Annotated in this window: 24 protein-coding genes; 14 read left to right on the forward strand and 10 right to left on the reverse strand. The window is 72.9% G+C overall.

Going from position 1 to position 25,421, the window contains the following annotated elements; all coding sequences use genetic code 11:
* Positions 1-200: 200 nt before the first annotated feature.
* The 3 genes from GT007_RS12410 to GT007_RS12420 form a co-directional block, all read right to left on the reverse strand.
* On the reverse strand, positions 201-791 hold the full coding sequence (locus GT007_RS12410; RefSeq protein ID WP_160121936.1) for a DUF938 domain-containing protein: 591 nt from the start codon (positions 789-791) through the stop codon (positions 201-203).
* Entirely contained in the window at positions 788-1,870 is a 1,083-nt protein-coding gene (gene mtnA / locus GT007_RS12415) for an S-methyl-5-thioribose-1-phosphate isomerase (protein WP_160121937.1), read from the reverse strand. The genes GT007_RS12410 and mtnA overlap by 4 nt, the downstream gene beginning before the upstream one ends.
* A 77-nt stretch (positions 1,871-1,947) precedes the next feature.
* Positions 1,948-3,513, reverse strand: coding sequence for an ABC transporter substrate-binding protein (locus tag GT007_RS12420; RefSeq protein WP_160121938.1), 1,566 nt, complete (start codon positions 3,511-3,513; stop codon positions 1,948-1,950).
* 80 nt (positions 3,514-3,593) lie between these two features.
* On the opposite strand from GT007_RS12420, the gene GT007_RS12425 reads away from it, so the two are divergent.
* A complete protein-coding gene (locus tag GT007_RS12425) occupies positions 3,594-5,897 on the forward strand; it encodes a penicillin acylase family protein (protein WP_160121939.1) in 2,304 nt (767 codons plus the stop codon).
* A gap of 4 nt (positions 5,898-5,901) precedes the next feature.
* Here the strand turns inward: GT007_RS12425 and GT007_RS12430 are convergent, their stop codons facing one another.
* On the reverse strand, positions 5,902-6,747 hold the full coding sequence (locus GT007_RS12430; RefSeq protein ID WP_160121940.1) for a PhzF family phenazine biosynthesis protein: 846 nt from the start codon (positions 6,745-6,747) through the stop codon (positions 5,902-5,904).
* An 86-nt stretch (positions 6,748-6,833) separates the two neighbouring features.
* On the opposite strand from GT007_RS12430, the gene GT007_RS12435 reads away from it, so the two are divergent.
* Entirely contained in the window at positions 6,834-8,183 is a 1,350-nt protein-coding gene (locus tag GT007_RS12435) for an aminotransferase-like domain-containing protein (protein ID WP_160121941.1), read from the forward strand.
* Between the two features lie 18 nt (positions 8,184-8,201).
* Positions 8,202-9,359: a radical SAM family heme chaperone HemW gene (gene hemW / locus GT007_RS12440; protein WP_160121942.1), complete on the forward strand. Its 1,158-nt coding sequence runs from the start codon at positions 8,202-8,204 to the stop codon at positions 9,357-9,359.
* Here hemW and GT007_RS12445 read toward each other — a convergent pair whose 3' ends face one another.
* From GT007_RS12445 to GT007_RS12455, 3 genes are read right to left on the reverse strand one after another with little or no spacing between them, the layout of a single operon-like run.
* Positions 9,360-10,010 carry a hypothetical protein gene (locus GT007_RS12445; protein WP_160121943.1) on the reverse strand — a complete coding sequence of 217 codons (651 nt, stop codon included), beginning with the start codon at positions 10,008-10,010 and terminating at the stop codon, positions 9,360-9,362.
* On the reverse strand, positions 10,007-12,130 hold the full coding sequence (locus GT007_RS12450; protein ID WP_160121944.1) for a glycosyltransferase: 2,124 nt from the start codon (positions 12,128-12,130) through the stop codon (positions 10,007-10,009). Before GT007_RS12450 ends, GT007_RS12445 begins: the two co-directional genes overlap by 4 nt.
* Positions 12,127-14,364, reverse strand: coding sequence for a glycosyltransferase family 2 protein (locus GT007_RS12455; RefSeq protein WP_160121945.1), 2,238 nt, complete (start codon positions 14,362-14,364; stop codon positions 12,127-12,129). Before GT007_RS12455 ends, GT007_RS12450 begins: the two co-directional genes overlap by 4 nt.
* Positions 14,365-14,536: 172 nt before the next feature.
* Between GT007_RS12455 and GT007_RS12460 the strand changes: the two genes are divergently transcribed.
* The 11 genes from GT007_RS12460 to GT007_RS12510 all read left to right on the forward strand — a co-directional run bounded on the left by GT007_RS12460 (position 14,537) and on the right by GT007_RS12510 (position 22,186).
* Complete coding sequence (locus GT007_RS12460; RefSeq protein WP_201451902.1) at positions 14,537-15,127, forward strand: SIS domain-containing protein; 591 nt, start codon at positions 14,537-14,539, stop codon at positions 15,125-15,127.
* On the forward strand, positions 15,124-15,657 hold the full coding sequence (locus GT007_RS12465; protein ID WP_201451903.1) for a D-glycero-alpha-D-manno-heptose-1,7-bisphosphate 7-phosphatase: 534 nt from the start codon (positions 15,124-15,126) through the stop codon (positions 15,655-15,657). The genes GT007_RS12460 and GT007_RS12465 overlap by 4 nt, the downstream gene beginning before the upstream one ends.
* Positions 15,654-16,370 carry a transaldolase gene (locus GT007_RS12470; RefSeq protein WP_160121948.1) on the forward strand — a complete coding sequence of 239 codons (717 nt, stop codon included), beginning with the start codon at positions 15,654-15,656 and terminating at the stop codon, positions 16,368-16,370. Before GT007_RS12465 ends, GT007_RS12470 begins: the two co-directional genes overlap by 4 nt.
* Positions 16,371-16,378: 8 nt before the next feature.
* Positions 16,379-17,323, forward strand: coding sequence for an NAD-dependent epimerase/dehydratase family protein (locus GT007_RS12475; RefSeq protein ID WP_201451904.1), 945 nt, complete (start codon positions 16,379-16,381; stop codon positions 17,321-17,323).
* Positions 17,320-18,498 carry an FkbM family methyltransferase gene (locus tag GT007_RS12480; protein WP_160121950.1) on the forward strand — a complete coding sequence of 393 codons (1,179 nt, stop codon included), beginning with the start codon at positions 17,320-17,322 and terminating at the stop codon, positions 18,496-18,498. Before GT007_RS12475 ends, GT007_RS12480 begins: the two co-directional genes overlap by 4 nt.
* Positions 18,495-19,478, forward strand: a complete 984-nt coding sequence (locus GT007_RS12485; protein ID WP_160121951.1) for a GHMP family kinase ATP-binding protein — start codon at positions 18,495-18,497, stop codon at positions 19,476-19,478. Before GT007_RS12480 ends, GT007_RS12485 begins: the two co-directional genes overlap by 4 nt.
* Entirely contained in the window at positions 19,478-20,191 is a 714-nt protein-coding gene (locus GT007_RS12490; protein ID WP_160121952.1) for a sugar phosphate nucleotidyltransferase, read from the forward strand. Before GT007_RS12485 ends, GT007_RS12490 begins: the two co-directional genes overlap by 1 nt.
* A 165-nt stretch (positions 20,192-20,356) precedes the next feature.
* Complete coding sequence (locus tag GT007_RS22205; protein WP_201451905.1) at positions 20,357-20,725, forward strand: hypothetical protein; 369 nt, start codon at positions 20,357-20,359, stop codon at positions 20,723-20,725.
* A 128-nt stretch (positions 20,726-20,853) separates the two neighbouring features.
* Positions 20,854-21,081, forward strand: a complete 228-nt coding sequence (gene rpmE / locus GT007_RS12500) for a 50S ribosomal protein L31 (RefSeq protein ID WP_160121954.1) — start codon at positions 20,854-20,856, stop codon at positions 21,079-21,081.
* A gap of 216 nt (positions 21,082-21,297) precedes the next feature.
* Positions 21,298-21,759: an Hsp20 family protein gene (locus GT007_RS12505; protein WP_160121955.1), complete on the forward strand. Its 462-nt coding sequence runs from the start codon at positions 21,298-21,300 to the stop codon at positions 21,757-21,759.
* A 73-nt stretch (positions 21,760-21,832) separates the two neighbouring features.
* Positions 21,833-22,186, forward strand: a complete 354-nt coding sequence (locus GT007_RS12510; protein WP_160121956.1) for a DUF952 domain-containing protein — start codon at positions 21,833-21,835, stop codon at positions 22,184-22,186.
* Positions 22,187-22,238: 52 nt separating this feature from the next.
* Here the strand turns inward: GT007_RS12510 and GT007_RS12515 are convergent, their stop codons facing one another.
* The 3 genes from GT007_RS12515 to GT007_RS12525 all read right to left on the reverse strand — a co-directional run bounded on the left by GT007_RS12515 (position 22,239) and on the right by GT007_RS12525 (position 25,299).
* The gene (locus GT007_RS12515; RefSeq protein WP_160121957.1) at positions 22,239-22,787 is read right to left on the reverse strand and encodes a hypothetical protein; all 549 of its coding nucleotides are present in this window, start codon (positions 22,785-22,787) and stop codon (positions 22,239-22,241) included.
* Positions 22,788-22,871: 84 nt separating this feature from the next.
* Complete coding sequence (gene mmsB / locus GT007_RS12520; RefSeq protein ID WP_160121958.1) at positions 22,872-23,756, reverse strand: 3-hydroxyisobutyrate dehydrogenase; 885 nt, start codon at positions 23,754-23,756, stop codon at positions 22,872-22,874.
* Between the two features lie 22 nt (positions 23,757-23,778).
* The gene (locus tag GT007_RS12525; protein WP_201451906.1) at positions 23,779-25,299 is read right to left on the reverse strand and encodes an alkaline phosphatase D family protein; all 1,521 of its coding nucleotides are present in this window, start codon (positions 25,297-25,299) and stop codon (positions 23,779-23,781) included.
* Between the last annotated feature and the right edge of the window lie 122 nt (positions 25,300-25,421).

Here is a 25,421-nt window from a genome sequence, read left to right on the forward strand (position 1 = left end):
GGACCCCACCAAGGGCTCCGCCCTTGGAACCCGCCAAGAGCCGAAAGGCCCCTGGACCCCAGAAGTTGAAAAGCCAGGGAGGGGACATCGTCCCCTCCCTGGCTTTTCAATAACGCCCGGTTTCCAAAGGCCTCGCGGCCTTTGGCGGGGTCTCAAGGGGCGGCGCCCCTTGATGGGGGCCCGGGGGCAAAGCCCCCGGCTCACCCGCGCCGGAACAGCACAGACAGGTTGTTGGCTGGCATGTCCGTCACGGCGGGCGGCCCGAAGCCCGCGCGGGCGGCCTCGGCCGCCACATCCTCCAGCGCGCGCACGCCAAAGCGCGGGTCGCGCGCCTGGAGCCAGGCCTCGAACTGGTGGTTGCTCTCGACCATCGCGCCGCCCACGCGGAACGGGCCATAGAGGTAGAGCAACCCGCCCGGCTCCAGGCAGGCGGCGGCGCCGGCCATCAGGGCGGGCGTCGCCTCCCAGGGCGCGATGTGGATCATGTTGATGCACAGCACGGCCTGGGCGCGCAGCGCGGGCCAGGGGGCCAGCACGTCCAGCTCCAGGGCGGGGCGGATGTTGGGGATGCCCTCGGCCCAGGCGTCGATGCTGGCGCGCGCGCCGGCGTCAGGGTCGCTGGGCTGGAAGGTCAGGCCAGGGAATTTCGCCGCGAAATGGCGCGCGTGCTCGCCGGAGCCGCTGGCGATTTCCAGCACCAGCCCCTGGGCGGGCAGGATGGCGCGCAGGACCTCGGTGATGGGGTCGCGGTTGCGGGCGGCGGCGGGGGCCTCGCGGCGGGCGGCGGTCACGCGGCCTTCTCGGGGTACAGCGCGGCCAGCCCGGCGGCACTCGCCTCGCAACGCCCGCGCTCCGTGATCAGCCCCGTCACCAGCCGCGCCGGCGTCACGTCGAAGGCCGGGTTGGCGGCCTTGCTGCCCGGGGCCGTCACCTGGATGCGCGTCAGCCTGCCCGCCTCATCCGGGCCCGTCAGATGCGTCACCTCGGCGGCGGAGCGCTCCTCGATCGGGATTTCCTTCACGCCGTCATCCACCTGCATGTCCAGCGTGGAATGCGGCAGCGCCACCCAGAACGGCACGCCATTGTCGCGCGCCGCCAACGCCTTCAGATAGGTGCCGATCTTGTTGGCCACATCGCCGCGCCGGGTCACGCGGTCGGTGCCGACGATGCAGATGTCCACCTCGCCATGCTGCATGTAGTGGCCGCCGGCATTGTCGGCGATCACGGTGTGCGGCACGCCGTGCGCGCCGAGTTCGAAGGCCGTCAGCGCGGCGCCCTGGTTGCGCGGGCGGGTCTCATCCACCCAGACATGCACGTCGAGTCCAGCATCATGCGCCTGGTAGATCGGGCTCAGCGCCGTGCCGTAATCGACGGTGGCGAGCCAGCCGGCATTGCAATGGGTCAGGATGTTCACCCGGCCCTTGCGCGCCGCGATCTCCCGCAGCAGCGGCAGGCCGTGCTGGCCGATCAGGCGGCAGGTCTCGGCATCGTCGTCGGCAATCGCAGCCGCTTCCGCATAGGCGGCGGCCGCGCGCTCGGCCACCGGCAGCGGGGCCAGCCGGGCATGCAGCCGCGCCAGCGCCCAGCGCAGGTTGATGGCGGTGGGGCGGGTTTCGCCCAGCCAGGCCACCACCCGGTCCAGATCCTGCGGCGCCGTGCGCATGGCGATCGCGACGCCATAGGCCGCGACGGCCCCGATCAGCGGCGCGCCGCGCACCTGCATGGAGGTGATGGCATGGCCCACCTGCTCGGCACTCGACAGGCGCAGCACCTCCACCCGCCAGGGCAGCAGCGTCTGGTCCAGGATGCGCAGGGACCAGCCATCATCGTCCAGCCACAGGCTGCGATAATAGGTGCCGTTGATCTTCATGGCGGGCGCTCCGGAAATCCGCGCTGGATGTGGACCGGATGGCGCCCGCGCTCAAGAGGCGGGGATATGAAGGGCGCCTACACCTTCACGTCCCAGAACATCGGATAGGCCGCGCGCGGCAGGTCGCGCAGCCGCTCGCGGTGGCCGGCGGGGATGGTGAACTGCCCCCACATCACCGCCGGCGTGTGCCGCACGGCCGCCGCCTGGACCTCGCCCGCGATGCGGCGGCGGTCCGCGGGCGTGGGGGCCAGCGCGAATTCGCCCAGCAGCCGCTCGATGTCCCGGTCGCAATCCCAGCCCGGATAGTCCGCGCAGGTGTTGGCCACATAGAAATGCGTGAGCGGGGAGAACATGTCGGTGCCGTTGGCATAGACGCTGAACAGGTGCCACCCCTCGCGCCGGGCGCGGCGGGCCAGCACCGTGCCCCAGTCCATCTGCTGCTCCTCCACGGTGAAGCCCGCCAGGCGCATGTTCTGGATCATCACCTGGGCCGCGGTCTGGCTGATGCTGCCCGCCACCGTCAGGAAGATGATGGGCTGCCCGCGATAGGAGGTGCGGGCGAGCATCCGCCTCGCCTCCTCCACATCCACCCCGATGGCTTCCGCCCCCGCCCGGCTGTCCAGCGGTGCGTCGCACAGGAAGAAGGAGGGACAGGGCGGCGCGCGGAAGCGTTCCGGCACGCCCATCGCCGTCAGGGCCGAAGCTTGGTCCGCGCAGCGCCACAGCACCTGGCGCACCGCCGGGTCGTCCATGGGGGCGGCGGCGTGATTGATGCGGAAATTGCCCTGGAACATGTGGATGCCGCCCAGCCCCAGCAGCCGCACGCCGCGCGCGCGTTCCAGGCGCGGCAGCAGGTCGAAGGGCAGGTACTGCATGTAGTCCACCTCCCCCGCCATCAGCGCGGAGGCGCCGGTCGCCTGGTCGGGCATGACGCGCAGGGTGATGGTGTCCAGATGGACACGTTTGCCCCCGGCCAGGAAATCGACCGGTTCCTCACGCGGGACATATCCGGCGAAACGCTCCAGCACCATGTAGTTGCCGGGCCGCCAATCCCCGGGGCGGAACCGGAAGGGGCCGCTGCCGATGATCTCGCGGATGCGGGTTTCCACCGGCACGCGGGCCAGGCGCTCCGGCAGCATCACCGGCAGGGGCGCGTTGGGTTTGCCCAGCACGTCCAGCACCAGGGGGAAGGGGCGCGACAGCGCCAGGCGGAACACGCGCGCATCCAGCGCCACCAGCTCCGCCTTGGCCGCCCACAGCATGCGCCCTTGCGCGTCGCGCGGGGCCCAGCGCTCCAGGCTCGCCACGCAATCGGCGGCCGTCACCGGCGTGCCGTCATGCCACAGCAGGCCGGGCCGCAGGCGGAAGGTCCAGGTCAGGCCATCGGGCCCGCTCTCCCATGCCTCGACCATCTGCGGGCGGATCGTGCCCTGGCCGTCCATGGCGAACAGGGTGTCGAACACATGGGTGGCGAAGGTGCGGGTGATGGCCGCGGTGGTGGCGTGCGGGTCCAGGATCACGACCTCGCTCTCCAGCACCAGATTGGCGGTGCCGGCCGCCCGGGCGGGCGGGGCCATCCAGGGCACAGCCAGGCCGCCACCGGCCAGGAGGGCACCGCGCCGGCCGATTTCCTTGGGGTTCATCCCGCCCATCCCTGTTCGTTTCCGCCGTGACGGTATTTGATGGCGGCAAGGCACGTCCAGCAAAGAGGAACAGCAACGCCATGGATCAGCGGGATTGGCGGGAGGCGGCGCGGCGCGCGGTGCCGCGGCTGGATGGCGAGATCCGGCTGCCGGGCCTTTCAGGCGATGTGACGGTGCTGCGCGACGGGCTGGGCATCGCCCATATCCGGGCGGGCTCCGCGCGGGACGCCTTCTTCGCCCAGGGCTTCTGCCATGCGCAGGACCGGCTGTTCCAGATGGAGCTGAACCGCCGCCGCGCGCTGGGCCGCAGCGCGGAATGGCTGGGCGCCCCGGCCTTCGGGGCGGACGCGCTGGCCCGCCGGCTGGGCGTGGAGGCCGCGAGCCGGAGGGACGCCGAGGCCCTGTCGCCCGAGGCACGGGCCATGACCGAGGCCTATGCAGCCGGCATCAACGCCTTCATCGCCAGCGGCGCGCCGCCGGCCCTGGAATACACGCTGCTGGGCGCCACCCCTGAGGCATGGGAAGGCTGGCACACCATCGCGGTCATGCGCCGGCTGGGCCTGCTGATGGGTTCGGTATGGTTCAAGCTGTGGCGCGCCGCCGCCCTGCCGGTGGCGGGTGGGGCGGTGACGAGCCTGCGCTACGATGATGGCGGCCGGGACTTCCTGCTGATGCCCCAGGGTGCCGAGGCCGATCGCTGGCGCGCCAGCCTGGCCGACCTGGCCCCGGCGGTGGCGGCGTTGATGGAGGCCGCCGCCCCCGATGCCACGGGCGGGGGCAGCAACAACTGGGCGGTGGCGCCGGAGTTGAGCGAGACCGGCCGCCCCGTGCTGGCGGGCGACCCGCACCGCGTGTTCGAGATGCCGAACATGTACGCCCAGGGCCATCTCGCCTGCCCGGATTTCGACGTGATCGGGCTGACCGTGCCGGGCGTGCCGGGCTTTCCGCATTTCGCGCATAACGGCCAGGTGGCCTACTGCGTCACCCATGGCTTCGCGGATATCCACGACCTGTATGTGGAACGCTTCGACGCCGGCGCCCGGCACGCCCTGTTCCAGGGCGGTTGGGAGGCGGTGGCGCGCCGCACGGAGACGGTGGCGATCCGGGACGAGGCACCGCGGGAGGTCGAGATCCTGGCCACCCGCCACGGCCCGGTCATCGCCGGGGACCCGCTCACGGGCCATGCGCTGACGCTGAAAAGCGTGCAGTTCGCGGAAACCGACCTCTCCTTCGACTGCCTGCCGCGCATGCTGGGGGCGCGCGATGTGCGCTCCCTGTACGAGGCCACGCGCGGCTGGGGGCTGATCGACCACAATCTGGTGGCCGCCGACACGCAAGGCCACACCGGCTGGCTGCTGCGGGCCCGGGTGCCCCGGCGCGGGCGCGAATGCGGCTGGCTGCCGATGCCGGGCTGGACCGGGGAGCACGAATGGCAGGGCTGGATCCCGCATGAGGAGATGCCGGTGCTGCATGACCCGGAAGGCGGCCTGATCGTGACCGCGAACAACCGCATCGTGGCAGAGGACCACCCGGACTACCTGCTGACCGATTGCCACCCGCCCTATCGCGCGCGGCGGGTCGCGGCGCTGCTGCGCGCCGACCCGGCCACGCGCAGCCCCGCCGGTTCCGCCACCATCCACGGCGACGTGCTGTCGCAGCCGGCCGGGGACATCCTGGCGCGGCTGCGGGGGCTGGCCGGCTGCGGGGCCGGCGCGGAGGCGCTGCGCCAGGAACTCATCGGCTGGGATGCGCGGATGGAGGCGGGCTCGGTCACGGCAGGGCGCTATATCGCCTTCCGGCTGGCGCTGACGCGGCGCTTCGCCGCCGTCAGCGGGCTGGGCGCGCTGGCGGGGCACCCCTATCTGGCCCCGGCACCGGGGGTGGCGCCGCTGACGCAGCTGTGGTGGGCGCTGCCGGCGCTGCTGCGCGCCGATGACGACGCCCTGCTGAAGGGGGAAAACTGGGACGGGCTGCTGCGGTCCGCGCTGGAGGAAGTGGCCGCCGCCGCGCCCACCGAGGCCTGGGGCGAAACCCACCGGCCGAAGCTGGTGCACCCCCTCTCGCCCCTGTTCCCGGGGGCCGCCCCGGTGCTGGACCCGGTGGCGGAGCCGCTGGGCGGCGATGGCGACTGCGTGATGGCCAATGGGCTGATCGCGCCCGCGGGTCCGCGCGCGGGCTATGGCGCGCTGTCGCGCTATGCCTTCGACGTGGGCGAGTGGGAGAACAGCCTCTGGACCGTCTTCCATGGTGCCTCCGGCCATCCCGGCAGCCCGCACTACGCGGACCAGCACCGGACATGGGCCGCAGCGCGCATGACGCCGATGCGCTACGGCTGGGCGGCGCTGGAGGCGGAGGCGGAAACCCGCCAGACGCTGCGGCCCTGAGGGGTCAGAAGCTCACCCGCCCCTCGATGCAGGTCACGGTGGCGCCGCCGACCCACACGCCCTCGGCGTCCCGGCGCAGGCTGACCCGCCCCGCCCGGCCCAGCGCCGTGCCCTGGGCGGCGATATAGGCCTCGGGCGCCCTGCCCTCATTGATCAGCCATTGCGCCACGCTGGCGTTCAGGCTGCCGGTCACCGGGTCCTCATAGCCTTCGGGGCAGATGAAGGCCCGCAGCTCGAACCCCGCCCCCGCCGGGTCGGGCGCGCCATCCCAGGGGCCGACCAGCCCCGCGCGCAGATCCATGGGCGCCAGGGCGGCGTAATCGGGCTTCGCCGCCAGCACATCGGCGCGGGAGCGCAGCAGCAGCGCCAGCCACCCGGGCCCATTGTCCACCCAATGCGCGGCGACGACGGCTTCCGGCTCCAGCCCGAAGCCCGCGCGGATGCGCGCGACCATGGCCGGGTCCACGGGGCCCGAGCGCCGCAGCGGGGGTGCGGCGAAGGCCAGCTCGCCCTGGCTGCGCCGCACCGTGACCAGCCCCACCTGGCATTGCTGGATGATGTCCCGCCCCTTGGGCACGCCGCCCGCGCGCAGCCAGGCATGGGCGCTGCCCAATGTGGGGTGGCCGGCGAAGGGCAGCTCCCGCGCCGGGGTGAAGATGCGCACCCGGTAATCGGCGCCCGCCTTGGTGGGGCGCAGCAGGAAGGTGGTCTCGCTCAGGTTGGTCCAGTTGGCGAAGCGCGCCATCTCGGCGTCGCTCAGCCCGTCGGCGCCCAGCACCACGGCCAGGGGGTTGCCGCGGAAGGGCTCGGTGCTGAACACATCGACCTGCTGGAAGGCGAATTCGGTCATGGGGGCTCCGTGCAATTCCTGGCGACGGGGCGCAAAGTGTCTGGCACAATGCCTCGGATCAATAGCGATATTGTCCTGAGATCAATATGCCCGACACCGACTACCGCCGGATCGCCGATGCCCTGGCCGCCGAGATCGCCGAAGGCCGCCTGCCCGCCGGCGCGCGGCTGACGCCCGTGCGGCGCTTCGCCTATGCGCGCGGCATCGCGGTCTCCACCGCCAGCCGCGCCTATGCCGAACTCGCCCGGCGCGGGCTGGTGGCCGGCGAGATCGGGCGCGGCACCTATGTGCGCCCGCGCCAGCTGCCGCCCCCGATGAGCGAGCCCGGGCGCCCCGGCATGATCGATTTCGAGTTCAACTTCCCCACCCTGCCCGGCCAGGCGGAATTACTGGCCGCCGGCATCCGCACGGCCCTGGCGCCGGAGGCCATGGAGGAAAGCCTGCGCCCAGTGGGCGCCCAGGGCCATGCCGCCATCCGCGCCGCCGCCGCCCGCCACCTGGCCCGCCCCGGCTGGGCGCCGCTGCCGGAGCATCTGCTGTTCACCGGCGGCGGGCGGCAGGCGATCGGCGCGGCGCTGGCCGCCACCGCCTCGGCGGGCGAGCGCATCGGCATCGAGGCCATGACCTATCCGGCGGTGAAAGCCATGGCCGCGCGGCTGGGCGTGCTGACCGTGCCGCTGGCCATGGATGCCGAGGGCGTGCTGCCCGAGGCGGTGGAGGCCGCCTGCCGCCTCGGCCCGCTGAAGGCGATCTATGTGCAGCCGGCGCTGCACAACCCCTCCGGCGCCGCGATGGGGCTGGCGCGGCGGCAGGCCCTGGCGGCGCTGGCCCTGCGGGAGGGCTTCACGCTGATCGAGGACGCGGTCTTCGCCTTCCTGGACGAGACGGGGCTGCCGCCGCTCCCGGCCCTGCTGCCGGGCCAGGCGCTGCTGGTGGAGGGGCTGTCGAAACGCGCCTCGCCGGGCCTCAGCGCCGGCATGGTCGTGGCGCCGGCGGAGGCGCTGCGCCGCCGGGTGGCCCAGGCCATCCGCGCGGGGGCCTGGCACGCCGCCCCCCTGGCCCTGGCCGCCGCCACGCGCTGGATGGACAGCGGCGCCCTGGCCACGCTGGAGGCCAGCAAGCGCGCCGACGCCCAGGCCCGCCAGGCCGTGCTGCGGGCCGAACTGCCGGGCCAGGCCCTGTTGGGGGACCCGCGCGCCTATCACCTGTGGCTGGCCCTGCCCGAGCCCTGGCGGGCCGATGGCTTCGCCGCCGCCGCCGCCCGGGCGGGGGTGGCCGTGACCCCGGCCAGCGCCTTCGCCGCCACCCCGGGCCTCGCGCCCAACGGGGTGCGGATCGCCTTCTCCTCACCCGATGTCGAAACCATGCGCCAGGGCGCGCGCATCCTGGCCGGATTGCTGGCGCATGGCCCGGAAGGGCTGGCGCTGACGGAATAGCGCTGCGATACCCCCGCCATGTCCCCCGAGCCCCTCGCCCTGTACATCCACTGGCCCTTCTGCCTGGCCAAATGCCCGTATTGCGACTTCAACAGCCATGTGCGGCCAGAGGGGCCGGACCACGCCCGCTTCACCGCGGCCCTGCGCGCCGAGCTGGCGCATGAGGCCGCGCGGGTGGGGCCCCGCACCCTGTCCAGCATCTTCTTCGGCGGCGGCACCCCCAGCCTGATGCGGCCCGAGGACGTGGCCGCCCTGATCGCGGACGCCACCCGCCTGTTCGCCCCCTCCCCCGATATCGAGATCACGCTGGAGGCCAACCCCACCAGCGTGGAGCGCGAGAAGCTGCGCGGCTTCCGGGAGGCGGGGGTGAACCGGCTGTCGCTGGGCGTGCAAGCGCTGGACGGCAAGGCGTTGGGTTTCCTCGGCCGCCAGCACGATGCGGGGGAGGCGATCGTGGCGCTGGAGGTGGCGCGCGCCCTGTTCCCGCGCCTGTCCTTCGACATGATCTATGCCCGGCCCGGCCAGGGCGAGGCCGAATGGCGCGCCGAGCTGCGCCGGGCGCTGGACCTCGCGGCCGATCACCTGTCCCTGTACCAGCTGACCATCGAGCCCGGCACGCGCTTCGCCACCGAGCACGCGCGCGGCGCCATCCAGCTGCCCGAAAGCGACGAGGCCGCGCGGCTGTACCATGCCACCGCCGAGGAAGCCGCGCGCTTCGGCCTGCGCTTCTATGAGGTCTCGAACTACGCCAAGCCCGGCGCGGAATCCCGGCACAATCTGGCCTATTGGCGGTATGGGGATTACCTGGGCATCGGCGCCGGCGCGCATCAGCGGCTGCTGCAAGGCGGCACCATGCTCGCCACCCGCCGCCACCGCGCGCCCGAGGAATGGGCCGCCCGCGTGGAACAGCACGGCCACGGTACGGTCGAGGAAACCAGCCTGACCCCGCGGGAGCGCGGGCGGGAGGCGATGCTGATGGGCCTGCGCCTGGCCGAGGGCGTGCTGCCCGCCCGGGTCGAGGCGCGCTCCGGCCTGCCCTGGGCCGCCATCATCGACCCGGTGATGCTGGAGGCGCTGCTGGAGGAAGACTACCTGCACTGGCGGGACGGCCATCTGGCCGCGACGCCGGAAGGGCTGCTGCGGCTGGACGCGCTGCTGCCCGTGCTTTTGCGTTGATCAGGCCCGCTCGGCCACCAGCACCACGCCCAGATCCATCCAGACCGCCTCGCGCGCCGTCACCCGCCAGCCCAGATCCTCCAGCATCGCGGCCAGCGCGGCCTCGGTCTGGAACCATTCCCACATGCCGGGCCAGGAGAGCTGCCCGCCCGCGTCATGGCGGGCGGCGGGCTGGTGGAATTGCGGCAGTTCCACGCCGCGCCGGGCCAGCGCCCGCGCCACATCCGGCAGGCGCGGGTCGGGCAGGAAGCCCGGCACCATGTCGCCCGGGGCGATGCCCTCATCCAGGGGCAGCAGGTTGGTCATCACCACCAGATGCCGCCGCGCGAAGCGGGAGAGCAGTTCCAGCGCCGGATAGGGATCGCGCAGGGAGAACAGCTGCGTGGCCACCACCACATCATGGCGCGGCCATTCCCAGGCCAGGGCCCGGGCGTCGGTAATGTCCACGCTGCCGTGATGCAGGCCGGGGTGCTCGCCCAGCACGGCCCAGGCCTCGGGCGGCAGGGGCCAGGGCTCGGCATGGGTGGCGCGGGCGGCGCCGGCCGCCAGGGCGCGGGCGCACAGCTCCAGCCCCGGCACGCCGAGGCCGCACAATTGCAACAGGCTCCAGCCCTCGGGCTGCGCGGCGAACAGGTCGTCCATCAGGCTCATGGCAATTCCCCGGGCCACAGCAGGGCGAAGGCGGGCGGCACGGGGAAATGCGCCGCGATCCCGGCCAGCAGGGCGCGGGCGCCCGCCTCATCGCCCAACGCCGCCAGTTCCAGCACCCGCCGCAGCGCGAGGCCCGGCAGGTGCTGCCCTTCCTCCTGCCCCGTGCGGGCCAGCAAGGCGGCCAGGGAGGCGATCATGGGCGGCACATCCTCGGGCCGGCCATCCGGGCGCAGGCTGAGCAGGATGGGCTGTTCCAGGGCTTCCAGATCCTCGGGCAGCGCGCGGGCGCGGGCCTGCCAGGCCTGGATGGCCAGGGCGGTGAAGCCCTGCCTCTCGGCCAGCAGCGCCAGCAGCTTCAGGTATTCCGGGCTGCCGCGTGAGGTACCTTCCATGGCGCGGACGATCTGGCCGTCGCGCCAGCTCAGGGGCTTCGCCTCCAGCGCCGCGTCATGGCGCGCCATGGCCGCGATGCCGCGATAGGGGCCGGCGAACAGCGGCTCTGCCGGGGTGGCGGGCGGCGGGGGCGCGCCGGCATGGGCCAGCGGTTCGGGCAGGCAGAACACCTCGCCCGCTTCCCGCGCCAGGGCGGCCGCGAAGCCCGGCGTGCCGAGCGCGGCCAGGGCGGTGGGCAGGGCCGCCACCTCCAGCAGCAGCAGATGGCCCAGCAGCGCGTCGGGGCGGACGGCGGCCAGATCCTCGGCGCCGCCCAGGGGCTGAGCGGTGTTGTCCCAGGCGGTGACGGCCGGGCTGCCTGCCGCGCAGGCCAGCCGGGCCATCGCGGCGACAGCCCCGGGCGCGATATGCCGGGCACCGCCCGCCAGCGCGACGAAGGGCGTGCCGGCGGCCAGCACGGCCCGGCGCAACCCGCCCGGTTCGGCCAGCAGCAGGGCCACTCCCTGCTCCTCCGCGCCCGCTGGCGGCAGGCCTTCCACCACCAGTGTCACGGCCGGGGCCGGGGGGATGGGCCGCGGGGCCAGCAGCAGGGGCGGCGCGGGCCAGTCGGGGGCCGCCGTGCCCTCCGGCGCCGGGGGCAGTTCCGGCAGCCGCGCCAGCATGGCCGCGAAGGGGCGCTCCTGCCGCTCGAAAGCATGGATGCGGCCGGGGTATCGCGCCGCCGCCTCGGCCGCCACCGCGTGGGGGGTGGTCAGCACCGGCACCCCGGCCATGGCGCAGAAGGCGAACAGTTCGGGCGGCGTGCCGCGCTCACTGGGCAGCAGGGCGACGGTGCCGGGGCGCAGCAGCCGGGCGCAGACGGCCTGGGGCGTGGTCTCGCTTTCCAGCCGCCAGTCCAGCGGCTTGCCCGCCAGCCCCCCCAGGGCCTGGGCGGCGCTGCCCAGCACCATGGGCCCGGGCACGCCCGCGAAGACCACCGGCAGCCGCAGCCTGCCCGCCGCGCGGCCCAGCGCGAACAGCGCGAATTCCAGCCCCGCCTCGCTGGCCAGCGGCAGGGGCAGCACGAGTTCGCGCGGCGGCGCGGCCGGCACCGGATGCGCCCGCCAGGCCAGCGGCGCCACGCGGCGCACCGGCTGCCCCTCGGCCGCCCACCAGACCGCGACCTCCGGGCTCGCGCACAGCACGGCATCGGCCAGGCGCATCGCCTGGCGCTCCCGCGCCGCCACGCCCAGCGCGGAGACGGAGGGGGTGAAGCGCGCTTCCTCCGCATGGCGGAAGCCCTGCGGGCCGCGCGCGTGCAGCAGCATGGCGCAGCCCCGGTGCGCCAGCCCCGCCGCCCGGCGGGAAAGTGCGGCGACCAGCAGCCCCTCGCGTTCCGGCGCGTGCACCACATCGGGGGCCAGCGCCGCGATCGCGGCATCCACGGCGGCGGGGGTGAAGCCCTCGGCGAAGGCCAGCCCCATGCCGCGCGCCGCCAGCAGGCGGCCGAGCCCGGTCTGTTCCGCCGGCTCGGCCGCCGGTTCGGCCAGGGGCAGCAGCAGCGTCACGCGCGCCCCAGCCTCGGCCAGCGCGTCCATCAGCGGTTCGGCCCAGAAGCCCAGCAGCGGCTCGGCGGCGGGCTGGTGCCCGGGTTCGGGCGCCAGGTGCCAGGACAGGACGACGGCATGCAGGCCGGGCGGCAGCGGCGCCAGCCCGAAGGCGGCGCGGGGCAGCGGGGGGATCGTCACGCCGCATCCTCCGGCCACAGTTCCAGATCGGCCTCGCGCCCGGCCAGCCGCAGCCTGTCGCGCACCCGCCCCACCAGGTCGATCCCCAATTGCCAGGCCGTATCCCGCACATGCTGGCGCAGGGCGGCGTCGCCGGGCAGTTCGGCCGCGCAATCGGCCACCAGCCGGGCCAGCGCCCAATCATGCGGGGCCGCCAGCGACAGCGGCAGCGCCAGCCGCAGCGCGCCCGGGGCATCGCCGGCGGCCAGCAGCGCCGCCGCCACCTCCCGCTGGAACAGCGGGCCGGGCGTGCCGGGCTGATGGATGTCGTAGTCCCGCAGGGGCTTGGCCTCCGGCCGGCCGGACCAGTAGCTCCAGCCGAAGCGCTGCTGGCGGGCGTGCTCCATGCCATGGGTGAAGCGCAGCAGCCGCGCGGCCGCCGGCCCCTGCCCCGCCAGGGCCGGGCGCAGGGGGCGCATATGGCTGTGGTACAGGCGCTCATTGGACATGCCGCGCGCCATGTTCACGCTGGAGAAGCGATACAGATACAGGGCCTGGGGCACGATCAGCAGCCGCATCCCGGCGCGGGCCATGGCGGCACCGATCTCATAATCCTCGCAGCCGATGCCCGCTTCCTCGGTATAGCCGCCGAGGCTCTCGAACACGGCGCGGCGGAACATGACGTTCACGTCGCCGAACACGTTCCACACCGTGCCGGGCGCGGCCGGGCCGCCGGTGGGGAAGAACTCCACCCGGGCGGGGGCGTCCTCCGCGCGGGCATCGTGCTCGCCCCGGAACAATTGCTGATAGGAGCCGACGGCATCGGCGCCGGTGATGGTCAGCGCGCGGACCATCAGCTCGACCTCATCCGGCAGGGCCAGGTTGTCGTCATCCATGATCAGGATGAAGTCCCCCCGCGCGGCGCGGGCGGCGCGGTTGCGGGCGGCGGCCTGCCATTCCTCGCGGCTGTTGCGCAGGATGGTCCAGCCGCGGGCCGCGAAATCATCCTCCTGCGCATCCAGGAATGCCCGCGTGGCGGCGGAGGGGCTGGCATCATCCACCAGCACCAGCTCCAGCGCCGGCCAGGTCTGGTCCTTCAGCGAGGCGATGGCCTGTTCCAGCAGCGCCGGCCGGTCGAAATGGGACATGCAGACGCTGACCAGCGGCGGCGGGTCGGGCAGCGCCACCACGGGCGGCGGGGGGGCGGCCAGCGCCAGCAGATGCGGCAACAGCGGCTGCCATGCCGGCGCCGCCATGGGCAGTGCGGCGCCGGCCAGCGGCCGCAGCGGCAGGCCCGCCGCCGCCGCGTCCAGCGCCAGCGGCTCTGTCACCGCATCCAGGCCGGGCAGCAGCACCTGGTCGCCCGGGTGGAACAGCCGCGGCTCCAGGCGGAGGGTATCGGGCTCCGTCATCAGCTCCAGCGCGGGCTGGGCGCCGGCCAGCCCTTCCAGCAGCGCGACCATCGGGTCGGGGCCGATCCGGTCGCTCTCGGGGGGCGGGGGCAGGCACAGCGGGGGGGCGCCGGGTGGCAGGGCCAGCAGGAAGCGGCACAGCGCCTGGGCCTCCGCCACATCGGCCAGGCCGCGCGCCAGCAGCAGCCGGCCGGGCCCAGGCCCAGGCCCAGGCCCAGGCCCAGGCCCAGGCCCAGGCCGCGTATGCCCCGCGCCCAGCCCGGACAGCACGCGATGCGGGCGGGCATCGGCGGGGTGGGAGGCGCGCCACCAATCCGCCAGGGCCTGATGCGCGAAGAACAGCGCGTCCGCGCCCCCCAGCGCCGCGTCCTCGGCATGCCGGCGCAGCAGCAGCCCGGGCGTCAGCATGCCGCCGGGCCCCGCCGCCCAGGCGCTGGGGCCGGTGACGAGCAGCGCCACCGGGACGCCGGCCAGCGCCAGCCCCAATTGCCGCGCGGTCAGCAGCGGCGCGGCCAGGCCGCGCGCATCGCAGGCCAGCACCAGGTCGGGCCGCGCGGGCCGGCCGCGCAGCCATTCCAGCACCCGCCAGCCCAGCATGGCATCCGCGCCATCATGCCCGGCCAGCACATGCAGATGGATGCCCGCCCGCCGGCACAGGTCCCAGGCGCGGGTCGCGGTTTCGGGCCCGGTGGGGGAGCGGGGGATGAGCAGGTCCACCACCGCGCCTTCCGCCGCCAGCCGCCGGGCCAGGCACAGCATGGCATGGCCGGCGGGGCCGGCCTGGTGCATCCCGGGCAGGCCCGGTGCCAGCAGCAGCAGCCGGGGCATGGGGGCAGTGGTCAAGCGGACTCCCGGCAGGGGCGCTGCGTTTGTGTCTGCCCCTGCATAGAACAGCCGCCGATCCGGCGCAAATTGCCGGATTAACAAGGGGTTCATGGGCTTATGGCTTGTTGCGGCGGCCCAGCCGGGCTAGCCACGTTCCCGTGACGGTGAGGTGGCGATGAGTTCGGGATTCGTGACACGCTATCTGGCGGAAACCCAGGCCATCCTGCAGGCGCTGGACCCCGCGCGCATCGAGGCGCTGGCCACCACCCTGGCCGGAGTGCGCGAGGGCGGCGGGCGGCTGTTCATCCTGGGCGTCGGCGGCTCCGCCGGCCATGCCGGGCATGCGGTGAACGATTTCCGCAAGCTCTGCGGCTTCGAGGCCTATGCCCCCACCGACAATGTCAGCGAGCTGACGGCGCGCACCAATGACGAGGGCTGGCACACCACCTTCGCCGCCTGGCTGCGCGGCAGCCGTATCGGGCCCGCCGACGGGCTGCTGGTCTTCTCGGTCGGCGGCGGGGACAAGGAACGCGACATCTCGGCCAATATCGTCTCGGCCGTCGATCTGGCGCGGGAGGTGGGGGCCAAGGTCACCGGCATCGTGGGCCGGCAGGGCGGCTACACCGCGCTGGTGGGCGATGCGGTGGTGGTGATCCCGCCGCTGTATGCCGACCACATCACCCCCCACACCGAGGGGCTGTGCGCCGTGCTGTGGCACTGCCTGGTCAGCCACCCCGCGCTGAAGCGCGAAGCCACGAAATGGGAAAGCGCCGCACCTTGAGGCGCGCCGTATTCCTCGACCGCGACGGCGTGCTGAACGCCGCCCTGCGCGATGCCAAGGGCCGCCCCCTGCCCCCGCGCGACGAGGCCGGGCTGCGCATCCTGCCCGGCGTGCCCGAGGCCTGCGCGCGGCTGCGCGCGGCGGGCTTCCTGCTGATCGGCGCCACCAACCAGCCCGACATCGCGCGCGGCACCACCCCGCCCGAACTGGTGCGGCGCCTGAACGCGCTGGTGAGCCAGGCCGCGGGGCTGGACGCCATGGCGCTGTGCCCGCACGACGACGCGGATGGCTGCGGCTGCCGCAAGCCACTGCCGGGCCTGCTGACCGGGGCGGCGGAGGAACACGGGATCGCCCTGCAAGACAGCTGGATGGTGGGCGACCGCTGGCGGGACATCGCGGCGGGCCAGGCGGCGGGCTGCCGCACGGCCTTCATCCAGGCCCATTACGCCGAGCGCCAGCCGGAGGCACCAGACATCACCGTGAGCAACCTGAGCGAAGCCGTGGACCATATCCTGTCGGTGCCCGCATGAACGCCGCCCTTTCCTTGCGGACCCGGATCTTCGCCGATGGCGCCGATCTGGAGGGCATGCGCGAAGCCGCGCGCAACCCGCTGATCCAGGGCTTCACCACCAACCCCACGCTGATGCGCAAGGCCGGTGTCGCCGATTACGAGGCCTTCGCCCGCGCGGCCATCGCCGCCATCCCCGACCGGCCGATCAGCTTCGAGGTGTTCTCCGACGAGCTGGCGGAGATGGAGGCCCAGGCCCGGCTGATCGCGGGCTGGGGCCCCAATGTCTATGTGAAGCTGCCCATCACCAACACGCGCGGCGAGAGCATCATCCCCGTGCTGCGGGCGCTGGCCCCGCATGGGGTGAAGTGCAACGTGACCGCGATCATGACGCTGGCGCAGCTGCGCGCGGCGTCCGACGCGCTGGCCGATGCGGCACCCAGCTGCCTGTCCATCTTCGCCGGGCGCATCGCCGACACGGGCGTGGACCCGCTGCCGCTGATGCGCGCCGCGCTGGAGATCATGGCCCCCCGCCCGCAGCAGGAGCTGATCTGGGCCTCCCCGCGTGAGGTGCTGAACCTGGTCCAGGCCGACAGCATCGGCTGCCACATCATCACCATGACCGCCGACCTGCTGGCCAAGCTGGGCGGGATCGGGAAGGATCTGGAACGCTTCAGCCTGGAGACGGTGCAGATGTTCCGCAACGACGCGCTGGCGGCGGGTTTCCGCCTGTGAGGGTATTGGTGACCGGGGCCGCCGGCTTCATCGGCAGCAACCTGGTGGATGCCCTGCTGGCGCGCGGCGACAGCGTGGTGGGCTACGACAATTTCTCCACCGGCCAGGAACGCTTCCTGGAGGGCGCGCGGGCCAACCCCCGCTTCACCCTGGTGCGCGCCGACGTGCTGGACCAGCCGGCCCTGACCGTGGCCCTGGCGGGGGTGGAGGCGGTGTTCCACCTGGCCGCCAACGCCGATGTGCGCTTCGGCACCGAGCACCCGCGCCGCGACCTGGAACAGAACACCATCGCCACCTTCACCGTGCTGGAGGCGATGCGCGCCGCGGGGGTGAAGCGCATCCTGTTCTCCTCCACCGGCAGCGTCTATGGCGAGACCCCCGTGATCCCGACGCCGGAGGACGCGCCGTTTCCGGTGCAGACCTCGCTGTACGGGGCCTCCAAGGTGGCGGGGGAGGGGCTGCTCAGCGCCTATGCCGGGGGGTTCGGCTTCCACGCCACGGTGTTCCGCTTCGTCTCGATCCTGGGGCCGCGCTACACCCATGGGCATGTGTTCGACTTCGCGCGGAAACTGCTGGCCGATCCCACCCGGCTGGAGGTGCTGGGCGATGGCCGGCAACGCAAATCCTATCTGCACGTTGAGGATTGCGTGACGGCGATGCTGGTCGCGCTGGAACGCGCGCCCGCACCCTTCGCCGTCTACAATCTGGGGCAGGATCATTATTGCCAGGTGAATGACAGCGTGGGCTGGATCACGGCGGAGTTGGGGCTGGCACCCCGCCTGGAACACACGGGCGGGGATCGCGGCTGGATCGGGGACAACCCGTTCATCTTCCTGGACTGCGCGCGCATGCGCGCGCTGGGCTGGGCGCCGCGCCACCGCATCGAGGCCAGCGTGCGCGCCACCCTTCGCTGGATCATGGCCCACCGATGGGTTCTGGAGGCCCGCTCATGACCGCCAGCCGCGAATTGCTGGAGGAGGCGCTGGACGGCGCCCGCATCGCCCAGTTCAGCGCCGATGTGGCGGCCGAGCTGACCGGGGCCGCCGCGACCGGGCGGCTGCTGGTCGTGGGTTCCGCCGCCCTGCCCCGCAAGATCGCGGCGGCCGTGCGCGCCGCCGGCGGCCAGGTGGCCGCCCTGGTGGAATTCGACGCCCGCTTCTGGGGGCGCGAGGTGGACGGCCTGAAGGTGCTGCCACCCGATGAGGCCCTGGCGCTGGCCGGCCCCGACGCGGTGGCGCTGGTGGGCATCTGGTCGCCCAACCACGTCCATGCCCGCACCGCCGCCTGGCTGGCCGCCCATGGCATCGCCCGCGCCTATCCGGTGCAGGCCGGCTTCTGGGCCTGGGGTGAGGGCATCGGCCCGCACTACCAGTTCGGCCCCCCCGCCCTGTATGCCGAGGCCGCCCCCCGCATCCTGGCCGTGCACGACGCGCTGGCCGATGGCGAGAGCAAGCGCCAATACGCGGGCGCCATCGCCTGGCGCGTGCTGCTGGACGCGGCGCTGATCCCAGCCCCCCAGCCCCAGCGCATCTATTTCGACCCGGAGCTGATCCGCCTGCCGCCGGATGCGGTGGTGGCCGATATCGGCGCCTATTCCGGCGACACGCTGGCGACCTTCCTGACCTGGCAGGGGCCGGGCTTCGGCGCCTATCTGGCCTATGAGCCCGACCCGCTGAGCTTCGCGCGGCTGGTGGCGTTGCAGCAGGGGCTGCGGCCCGACATCGCGGCGCGCATCACCCCCCGGCAGATGGCGATCGGCGCCGCCCCCGGCAGCCTGTTCCTGACCCCCACCGGCACGCCCGGCACCATCACCGAAAGCCAGGCCGCCGCCGGCATGCTGGAGGTGCCCTGCGTCACGCTGGACACCGAGCTGGCGGGCGGGCGCGTGGACTACGTCAAGATCGACGCCGAGGGCGCCGAGCAGGCCGTGCTGGACGGCGCCGCCGCCAGCATCGCGGCCTGGAAGCCCTCGCTGGGCCTGTCGGCCTATCATTGGCCCGCGGACATCTTCACCCTGCCGGAATGGGCCATGCGGCATCTGCCCGGGCACAGCTTCCATCTGCGTGCGCATGACCATGACGGCATCGACCTGGTGTTCTACGCCGTCGCCCCGGGCCACGCGCCATGATCGTCACCCGCTCGCCGCTGCGCATCTCCATCGGCGGGGGCGGGACGGACCTGCCCAGCTACTACCAGGAACGCGAAGGCTTCCTGCTGGCCATGGCCATCCGCCAGCATGTCTATGTTTCCCTGCAGCGCACGCTGGAGGCGGGGCTGCTGCTGAAATACTCCAGCATCGAGCGGCCGGAGCGGGTGGCGGACATCCACCACCCCATCATCCGCGAGGCGCTGCTGGAACTCGGCCTGCACGCGGAAACCGCGATGGAGGTCACTTCGGTGGCCGATATCCCGGCGGGCACGGGGCTCGGTTCCTCCGGCAGTTTCACCACCGCCCTGCTGAAGGGGCTGCACCGGCTGCTGGGCCGCGACATCGCGCCCGGGGAGCTGGCCGAACAGGCCTGCCATATCGAGATCCACCGCCTGGGCGAGCCGATCGGCAAGCAGGACCAGTATATCGCGGCGGTGGGCGGCCTCACGGCCTTCACCTTCGCCCGCGACGGGCAGGTGGTGGCCGAGGCGCTGCCCGTGGCCCCCGCGACGCTGGAGGCGCTGCACGCCAACACGCTGATGTTCTTCACCGGCCGCACCCGCAGCGCCGGCAGCATCCTGGCGGAGCAGGACAAGGCCTCCCGCACCGCCGATGCGGGCATGCTGGCGAACCTGGATCGGGTGAAGGCGCTGGGCTACGAGACCCGCGACGCCTTCCTGCGCGGCGACCTGCCCCGCTGGGGGGAGATCATGCGCGAGCATTGGGAAGCCAAGAAGAAGCGCTCCGGCGCCATGAGCAGCCCGCAGATCAACGCCTGGTACGATCTGGCCCTGCGCAACGGGGCGGTGGGCGGCAAGCTGGTGGGGGCGGGCGGCGGCGGCTTCCTGCTGTTCTACGCGCATGACCCGGCGGCGCTGCGCGCGGCCATGCGCGGCGCGGGGCTGACCGAGGTGCCGGTCGAGCTGGACAGCCAGGGCACCCAGGTGCTGGTCGGCTGATGCTGCCCCCGCTCGCCATCCTGGCCGGCGGGCTGGCGACCCGGCTGCGCCCGATCACGGAAACCATCCCCAAGGTGCTGGTGCCGGTGGCGGGCGAGCCCTTCCTGGCCCACCAGCTGCGCCTGGCGGCCGCCCAGGGGTTTTCGCGCGTGGTGCTGTGCCTGGGGCACCTGTCGGAGCAGGTGGAGGCCTTCCTGGCCGCGCGCGGGGGCGGGTTCGGGCTGGAGATCGCGATCAGCCATGAGGGGCCCACGCGGCGCGGCACCGGCGGCGCGCTGCGCCATGCCCTGCCGCTGCTGGGGCCGGAATTCTTCGTCCTCTACGGCGACAGCTACCTGCCCATCGAGGCCGCCCCGGTCTGGGCCGCCTTCCGGGCCGCCGGCGCGCCCGCCCTGCTGACGGTGCTGCGCAACCAGGACCGCTGGGACCCCTCCAATGTGGAATTCCAGGACGGGCGGGTGCTGCGGCACGACAAGGCCGCGCGCGGCCAGCCCGGCGTGGAATGGATCGATTACGGATTGTCCGTCTTCACCGCGGGCGTGGTCGCCGGATGGCCCGCGCCCGACCCATGGGACCTGTCGGCCCTGACCGGGGCGCTGGCGCTGGAAGGGCGGCTGGCGGGCTTTGCCGTGACCGAACGCTTCTATGAAATCGGCAAGCCCGCCGGGTTGCAGGACACGGAGGCATTCCTGGCGCAGCAAATCTTGTCTTGATCCGGGTTTTTCCTTACCCACATCGGGACTGGGAGAATGAAAAGCCGGCCATCACAAGAAAAACCTTTGGCCGCCAACAATTCGCCGCGATCCGCGTTCATCTTTCGACCATGGCACCACCCCATCCCCCCAAACCCCGGGGCGGTGCCGAACAGGAGGGCAGCCATGCGCCGCCTCACATTCGCCGCCATGATCACCGCCGCCGGGCTGGCCCTGACGGGTTGCGTGGAGCCGGGCTATGGCTATGGCGGGCCGGTCTATAGCGGCGGCTACTATGGCGGCGGCTATGGTGGCGGCTATGGCCGTCCCTATTACGCCGCGCCGCGCAGCTATTACGCGCCGCCCCCGCGCGCCTATTACGCGCCGCCCCCGCCGCGCCCCCAATGGGGCGGTGGTGGCGGCTGGGGCGGCGGCGGGCGGCCGGCTCCGCAATGGGGTGGCGGCGGCGGCCGGCCGCAGCAATGGGGCGGCGGGGGTGGTGGCGGCGGCGGCCGGCCGCGGTCCATCCAGGAATGGGCACGCGGCCAGCGCTGAATCTTGCCCTGCCCCGCGCGCTGCGGGTTGCGTCCCGGGGAATGGCGGCTTATACGCCCGCATTCCTGCGGGGCCGGACCGGGCGCCGTGTAAGCTGACACGTAGTCGAGAGAGCCGAGAGTAGCGCCATGAAGTCCGACACCCATCCCGAGTACCACGCCATCACCGTGGTGATGACCGACGGCTCCAGCTTCCAAACGCGCTCCTGCTACGGCAAGGAAGGCGACACGCTGCGCCTGGACATCGACCCCAAGAGCCACCCGGCCTGGACCGGCGTGCAGCGCATCATGGACACCGGCGGCCAGGTCGCCAAGTTCAACAAGAAGTTCGCCGGGCTGGGCCTGAAGCGCGGCTGAGCCGCCCTTCTCCATCTCGCGGAAGGCTTGAAGGCCACCCCTTGCAACAGGGGGTGGCCTTTTCCATATCCGCCGTGTGCGGGGTGCCCTGATGGGGCCCCGCCACGGCGGCCCGGTGTTCCGGGGCCGGCATCGCCCGTCCCGGGGGTGCCACAGGGCCTCATGCATCAGGGTTCGTCGCTTCGCATGAACCTTGCTGATGCAGGAGGTTTTTTTATGAATGCTGTCGATTTCTCTCCGCTGTTCCGCACCGCCATCGGTTTCGACCGTCTGGCCCGCCTGGTCGAGGGCGCGCGCGGCACCGAGGCACAGAGCTACCCCCCCTACAACATCGAGCGCACCGGTGAGGACAGCTATGTCCTGACCCTCGCGGTCGCCGGCTTCAGCGAATCGGAGCTGGAGCTGGAAGTGAAGGGCGACACGCTGCTCGTCGCCGGCCGCCCGGCCGAACAGCAGGGCGCGGCCCGCAGCTATCTGCACCGGGGCATCGCCGGCCGCGCCTTCGAGCGCCGCTTCGTGCTGGCCGACCATCTGGTGGTGAAGGGTGCCGAGCTGCGCAACGGCCTGCTGCATGTGGGCCTGGAGCGCGTGGTGCCCGAGGCGCTGAAGCCCCGCCGGATCGAGATCGCCACCAGCGCCCCCGCCCAGCCCAAGCTGGTCGAAGCCCAGGCGGCGTAACTGGTCACCGGGAGGGGTGCACGCCCCTCCCGGCCCTCTTGCCCCCGGCACCGGTGCCTGGGACACAGGGCCCATGGAACCCTTCATCTACACCCTGGTCCGCCGCGCCGATTGGACCGCCGCGGAATCGGCCGGCGCTTACACCGGCAGTGCCGACGACCGCCGCGACGGCTTCCTGCATTTCTCCACCGCCGCCCAGCTGCGCGCCACCGCCGCCAAGCACCGGCGCGGAGAGCACGACCTGCTGATCATCGAGGCCGCCAGCGCCCCCCTGGGCGATTCGCTGCGCTTCGAGCCGCCCGCCAGCGGCCGCCCCGGCCTGTTCCCGCATCTGTATGCCGCGCTGCCGCTCTCGGCCGTCACGCGCGTGCTGGAACTGCCCCTGGGCGCGGACGGGCTGCACATCTTCCCCGAGGGCTTCGCATAACCGCACGATCATCTTGGCCCGATCGGATGATGCCATCCGACCGGGCGATGGTCTAACTCCCAATATAGAACAGCGTGCCCCGGAAGGCGAAGGCCCCCGCCCCCAGCCCGCCCTGGATCTGCGGCAGGTCCAGCAGGGCCGTGCCCACCTGGGGCAGGTTGCGCGGGATGTTCAGCCGGGTGCTGCACAGGGTGCGGTCCGGGTCGAACAGGTGCACCTCCGTGATGGTGAACACCACCACCTGCGCCCCCAGCACCACGGCAGAGGCGCCCACCTGCGCGATGTCGAAGCGTTCCCGCTGGATCTCCGCGCAGGAAAAATTGCCGTTCAGGTCGCCCCAGCCATAGTCATCGACCGGCGGGTGGAATTGCGGGTTGATGAGCTGGCGCACCACATCCGAATACGGGATGGAGATGCCGCTGCCGATGCTGCCGCCCACCCCCGCGCCGCCCGCCAGCGCCAGGAAGATCGGCCGCACGCCGCCCAGATCGGGCGAGCGGAACTGCATGAAGAACACCCCGCCGCCCAGCACGGCCGCACCCCCCACCTGGGCCACGATGCAGGCCTGCCAGCGCGAGGACTTCTTTTCCCACCACCCCATCGGAACCCCTTTCCGGTGCTTCCAGTGGCCGGAACGGACACGGCCAGTGCGGCAATTTCAGGGCGCAGAATGCGGGGGCGCGCTTCAGCGGGGCTGACCGCGCAGCATCCCGATGATCGCCGAGAAATCCAACGCCGAACCGTCCTCCGCCGCGAAGCTTTCGTACAGTTCCAGCGCCATCTGCCCCAGCGGCGTGGCCGCGCCGTATTCCTCGGCCGCCTGCTGCGCCAGGCCGAGGTCCTTCACCATCAGCGCGGTGGCGAAGCCCGGGGCGTAGTCCCGGTTCGCGGGGCTGGAGGGCACCGGCCCCGGCACCGGGCAATAGGTGTTCAGCGACCAGCATTGGCCGGAGGAGGTGCTGGCCACATCGAACAGCGCCTGGTGCGACAGGCCCAGCCGCTCGGCCAGCACGAAGGCCTCGCAGGTGCCGATCATGGAGATCGCCAGCAGCATGTTGTTGCAGGCCTTGGCCGCCTGCCCCGCCCCCGCCGCGCCGCAATGCACCCGCTTGCGGCCCATGGAGGCCAGGATAGGGTCCGCCGCCGCGAAGGCCGCGGCCTCGCCGCCGACCATGAAGGTCAAGGTGCCGGCCTCCGCCCCCATCACCCCGCCCGAGACCGGGGCATCCAGCATGCGCGCCCCCAGCGTGCGGGCCAGTTCCCGCGCCGTGCCGACATCGATGGTCGAGCAATCCAGCAGCAGGGCGTCGGCGCTGGCGGCGGCGGCCATGCCGCCCTCGCCCAGCCACGCATCGCGCACATGGCGCCCGGCGGGCAGCATGGTGATGATCACCTCGGCGCCGCGCGCGGCCTCCGCCGCGCTGGTGGCCAGGGTGCCGCCGGCGGCGGCGAAGGCTTCCAGCGCCGCGGCGCTCAGGTCGAAGCCCGCCACCCGGTGGCCGGCGCGCACCAGGTTCAGCGCCATCGGCAGGCCCATCCGGCCCAGCCCCACGAAACCGATGCTTGTCATGTTTCCCCCTGTTCGGCGTTCCTCAGGCGGTGATGATGCCGGGTGCGCGGGCCTCCGTCATCAGCCTTGCCACGATGCGGGCCTCGGCGCCCGGATGGCTGACGAAGGGCAGCGCCACGAATTCCGCCAGCATCTGGCCGTCCTTGGCCTCATGCCGGGTATAGCCGCGCCGGGCGGAATGGAAGCGCAGATGCGGATGCGCGCCGATCAGCGCCAGCGCGCCCTGGTCGGCATCGCGCCCATCGCCGTCGCTGCTGATGGAGGTGGCGACGAATTCCGTGCCCAGCGCCTGTTCGTCCACCATCACCAGCCCCGCCCAGGCGCGGTGCACGTCGCCGGTCAGCACGATGGGGTTGGCCACGCCGCGCTGGCGCAGCCCCCGCATCACCCGCGCGCGGGCGGCCGGGTAGCCGTCCCAGCTGTCCATGGACACCTCCCCATGCGGCCCTGGGCGCGGGGCCATGAAGATCTGCTGGCCCAGCACCTGCATGGCGGCGCTGTTGCCGGCCACGCTGTCGAACAGCCAGGCCTCCTGCGCCGGGCCCAGCACCTGGGCGGCGGGGTTGTGCACGGCCTCGCAAGCGGGCTTGCGGCCGTCGCCGCAGGGCTGGTCGTCGCGGTATCCGCGCGTGTCGAGCACATGCAGCGCCATCTGCCGCCCGAACACCAGCCGGCGATAGGCCGTGATCTCCGCCCCGCGCGGCAGGGCGCCGGGGCGCACCGGCATGTTCTCGTACCAGGCGCGGAAGGCCGCGGCCTTGCGCAGCGCGAACTCCACCCCCGCCGGCTGCGGGACGGAGGGGATGTCGCTGACCCAGTTGTTCTGCACCTCATGATCGTCGAACACGACGATGAAGGGGTGCGCGGCATGGGCCGCCTGCAGGTCGGGGTCGCGGCGGTACTGGGCGTAGCGGGCGCGGTACTGGTCCAGCGTCACGCATTCCGGCCCATCGACCGCGCGCACCAGGATGGGCGTGGAGCCCGCCGCGCGGTGGGCGTACTCATAGATGTAGTCGCCATTGAAGAAGACGAAATCCAGCGTGTCATCCGCCGCCACATGGCGCCAGGCGGTGAACAGCCCGTGCTCATAGCGCTGGCAGCTGGCATTCACGAAGCGCACCGGCACATCGGCCCCGGGCGCGGGCGCCGTGCGGGTGCGCCCCACCGGGCTGGTCTGGCCCTGGGCGTGGAAGCGGTACCAGTAGCGCCGCCCGGGCTGAAGCCCCTGCGGGATCACATGCACCGCATGGGCATGGTCGGGGCTGGCCAGCGCCTCGCCCCGCGCCACGACCTGGCCGAAGCCGTCATCGGTGGCCAACTCCCAGCGCAGGGGCACGGGGTCGGGGGTCGCGGGGGTCAGGCGGGTCCAGAGCACCACGGAATCGGGCCAGGGGTCGCCACTGGCGACACCCAGGCCGAACAGCCCCTGGTCCTGGGCCAGCGCCACGCAGCCGGGCTGGGTGACCAGGGCCGTGAGCGCGAGCGCGCCGGTCAGCAGGCCTCGGCGATGCAGGTCCAGGATGTGGCGGTCGGTGGTGGTCATGGGGCGCTCCGTGCTCGGGGGCGGTGTGAGGGCGCCGCCCTCACACTCCCGTTGAGGGGGAAATGACTTTCCCCCTCAAACTCCCCCATTACTTTTCATCAGTTTTGGCTTGGAGCTGATGC

The organism is Rhodovarius lipocyclicus (assembly GCF_009900765.1).
Classification (GTDB): Bacteria; Pseudomonadota; Alphaproteobacteria; order Acetobacterales; family Acetobacteraceae; genus Rhodovarius; species Rhodovarius lipocyclicus.

What these genes read in the sequence shown, in the direction of transcription:
- mtnA (WP_160121937.1), bottom strand. Translation starts at nt 1,870, where the DNA reads ATGAAGATCAACGGCACCTATTATCGCAGCCTGTGGCTGGACGATGAT.
- GT007_RS12420 (WP_160121938.1), bottom strand. Translation starts at nt 3,513, where the DNA reads ATGAACCCCAAGGAAATCGGCCGGCGCGGTGCCCTCCTGGCCGGTGGC.
- GT007_RS12425 (WP_160121939.1), top strand. Translation starts at nt 3,594, where the DNA reads ATGGATCAGCGGGATTGGCGGGAGGCGGCGCGGCGCGCGGTGCCGCGG.
- GT007_RS12430 (WP_160121940.1), bottom strand. Translation starts at nt 6,747, where the DNA reads ATGACCGAATTCGCCTTCCAGCAGGTCGATGTGTTCAGCACCGAGCCC.
- GT007_RS12435 (WP_160121941.1), top strand. Translation starts at nt 6,834, where the DNA reads ATGCCCGACACCGACTACCGCCGGATCGCCGATGCCCTGGCCGCCGAG.
- hemW (WP_160121942.1), top strand. Translation starts at nt 8,202, where the DNA reads ATGTCCCCCGAGCCCCTCGCCCTGTACATCCACTGGCCCTTCTGCCTG.
- GT007_RS12445 (WP_160121943.1), bottom strand. Translation starts at nt 10,010, where the DNA reads ATGAGCCTGATGGACGACCTGTTCGCCGCGCAGCCCGAGGGCTGGAGC.
- GT007_RS12470 (WP_160121948.1), top strand. Translation starts at nt 15,654, where the DNA reads ATGAACGCCGCCCTTTCCTTGCGGACCCGGATCTTCGCCGATGGCGCC.
- GT007_RS12480 (WP_160121950.1), top strand. Translation starts at nt 17,320, where the DNA reads ATGACCGCCAGCCGCGAATTGCTGGAGGAGGCGCTGGACGGCGCCCGC.
- GT007_RS12485 (WP_160121951.1), top strand. Translation starts at nt 18,495, where the DNA reads ATGATCGTCACCCGCTCGCCGCTGCGCATCTCCATCGGCGGGGGCGGG.
- GT007_RS12490 (WP_160121952.1), top strand. Translation starts at nt 19,478, where the DNA reads ATGCTGCCCCCGCTCGCCATCCTGGCCGGCGGGCTGGCGACCCGGCTG.
- GT007_RS22205 (WP_201451905.1), top strand. Translation starts at nt 20,357, where the DNA reads ATGCGCCGCCTCACATTCGCCGCCATGATCACCGCCGCCGGGCTGGCC.
- rpmE (WP_160121954.1), top strand. Translation starts at nt 20,854, where the DNA reads ATGAAGTCCGACACCCATCCCGAGTACCACGCCATCACCGTGGTGATG.
- GT007_RS12505 (WP_160121955.1), top strand. Translation starts at nt 21,298, where the DNA reads ATGAATGCTGTCGATTTCTCTCCGCTGTTCCGCACCGCCATCGGTTTC.
- GT007_RS12510 (WP_160121956.1), top strand. Translation starts at nt 21,833, where the DNA reads ATGGAACCCTTCATCTACACCCTGGTCCGCCGCGCCGATTGGACCGCC.
- GT007_RS12515 (WP_160121957.1), bottom strand. Translation starts at nt 22,787, where the DNA reads ATGGGGTGGTGGGAAAAGAAGTCCTCGCGCTGGCAGGCCTGCATCGTG.
- mmsB (WP_160121958.1), bottom strand. Translation starts at nt 23,756, where the DNA reads ATGACAAGCATCGGTTTCGTGGGGCTGGGCCGGATGGGCCTGCCGATG.
- GT007_RS12525 (WP_201451906.1), bottom strand. Translation starts at nt 25,299, where the DNA reads ATGACCACCACCGACCGCCACATCCTGGACCTGCATCGCCGAGGCCTG.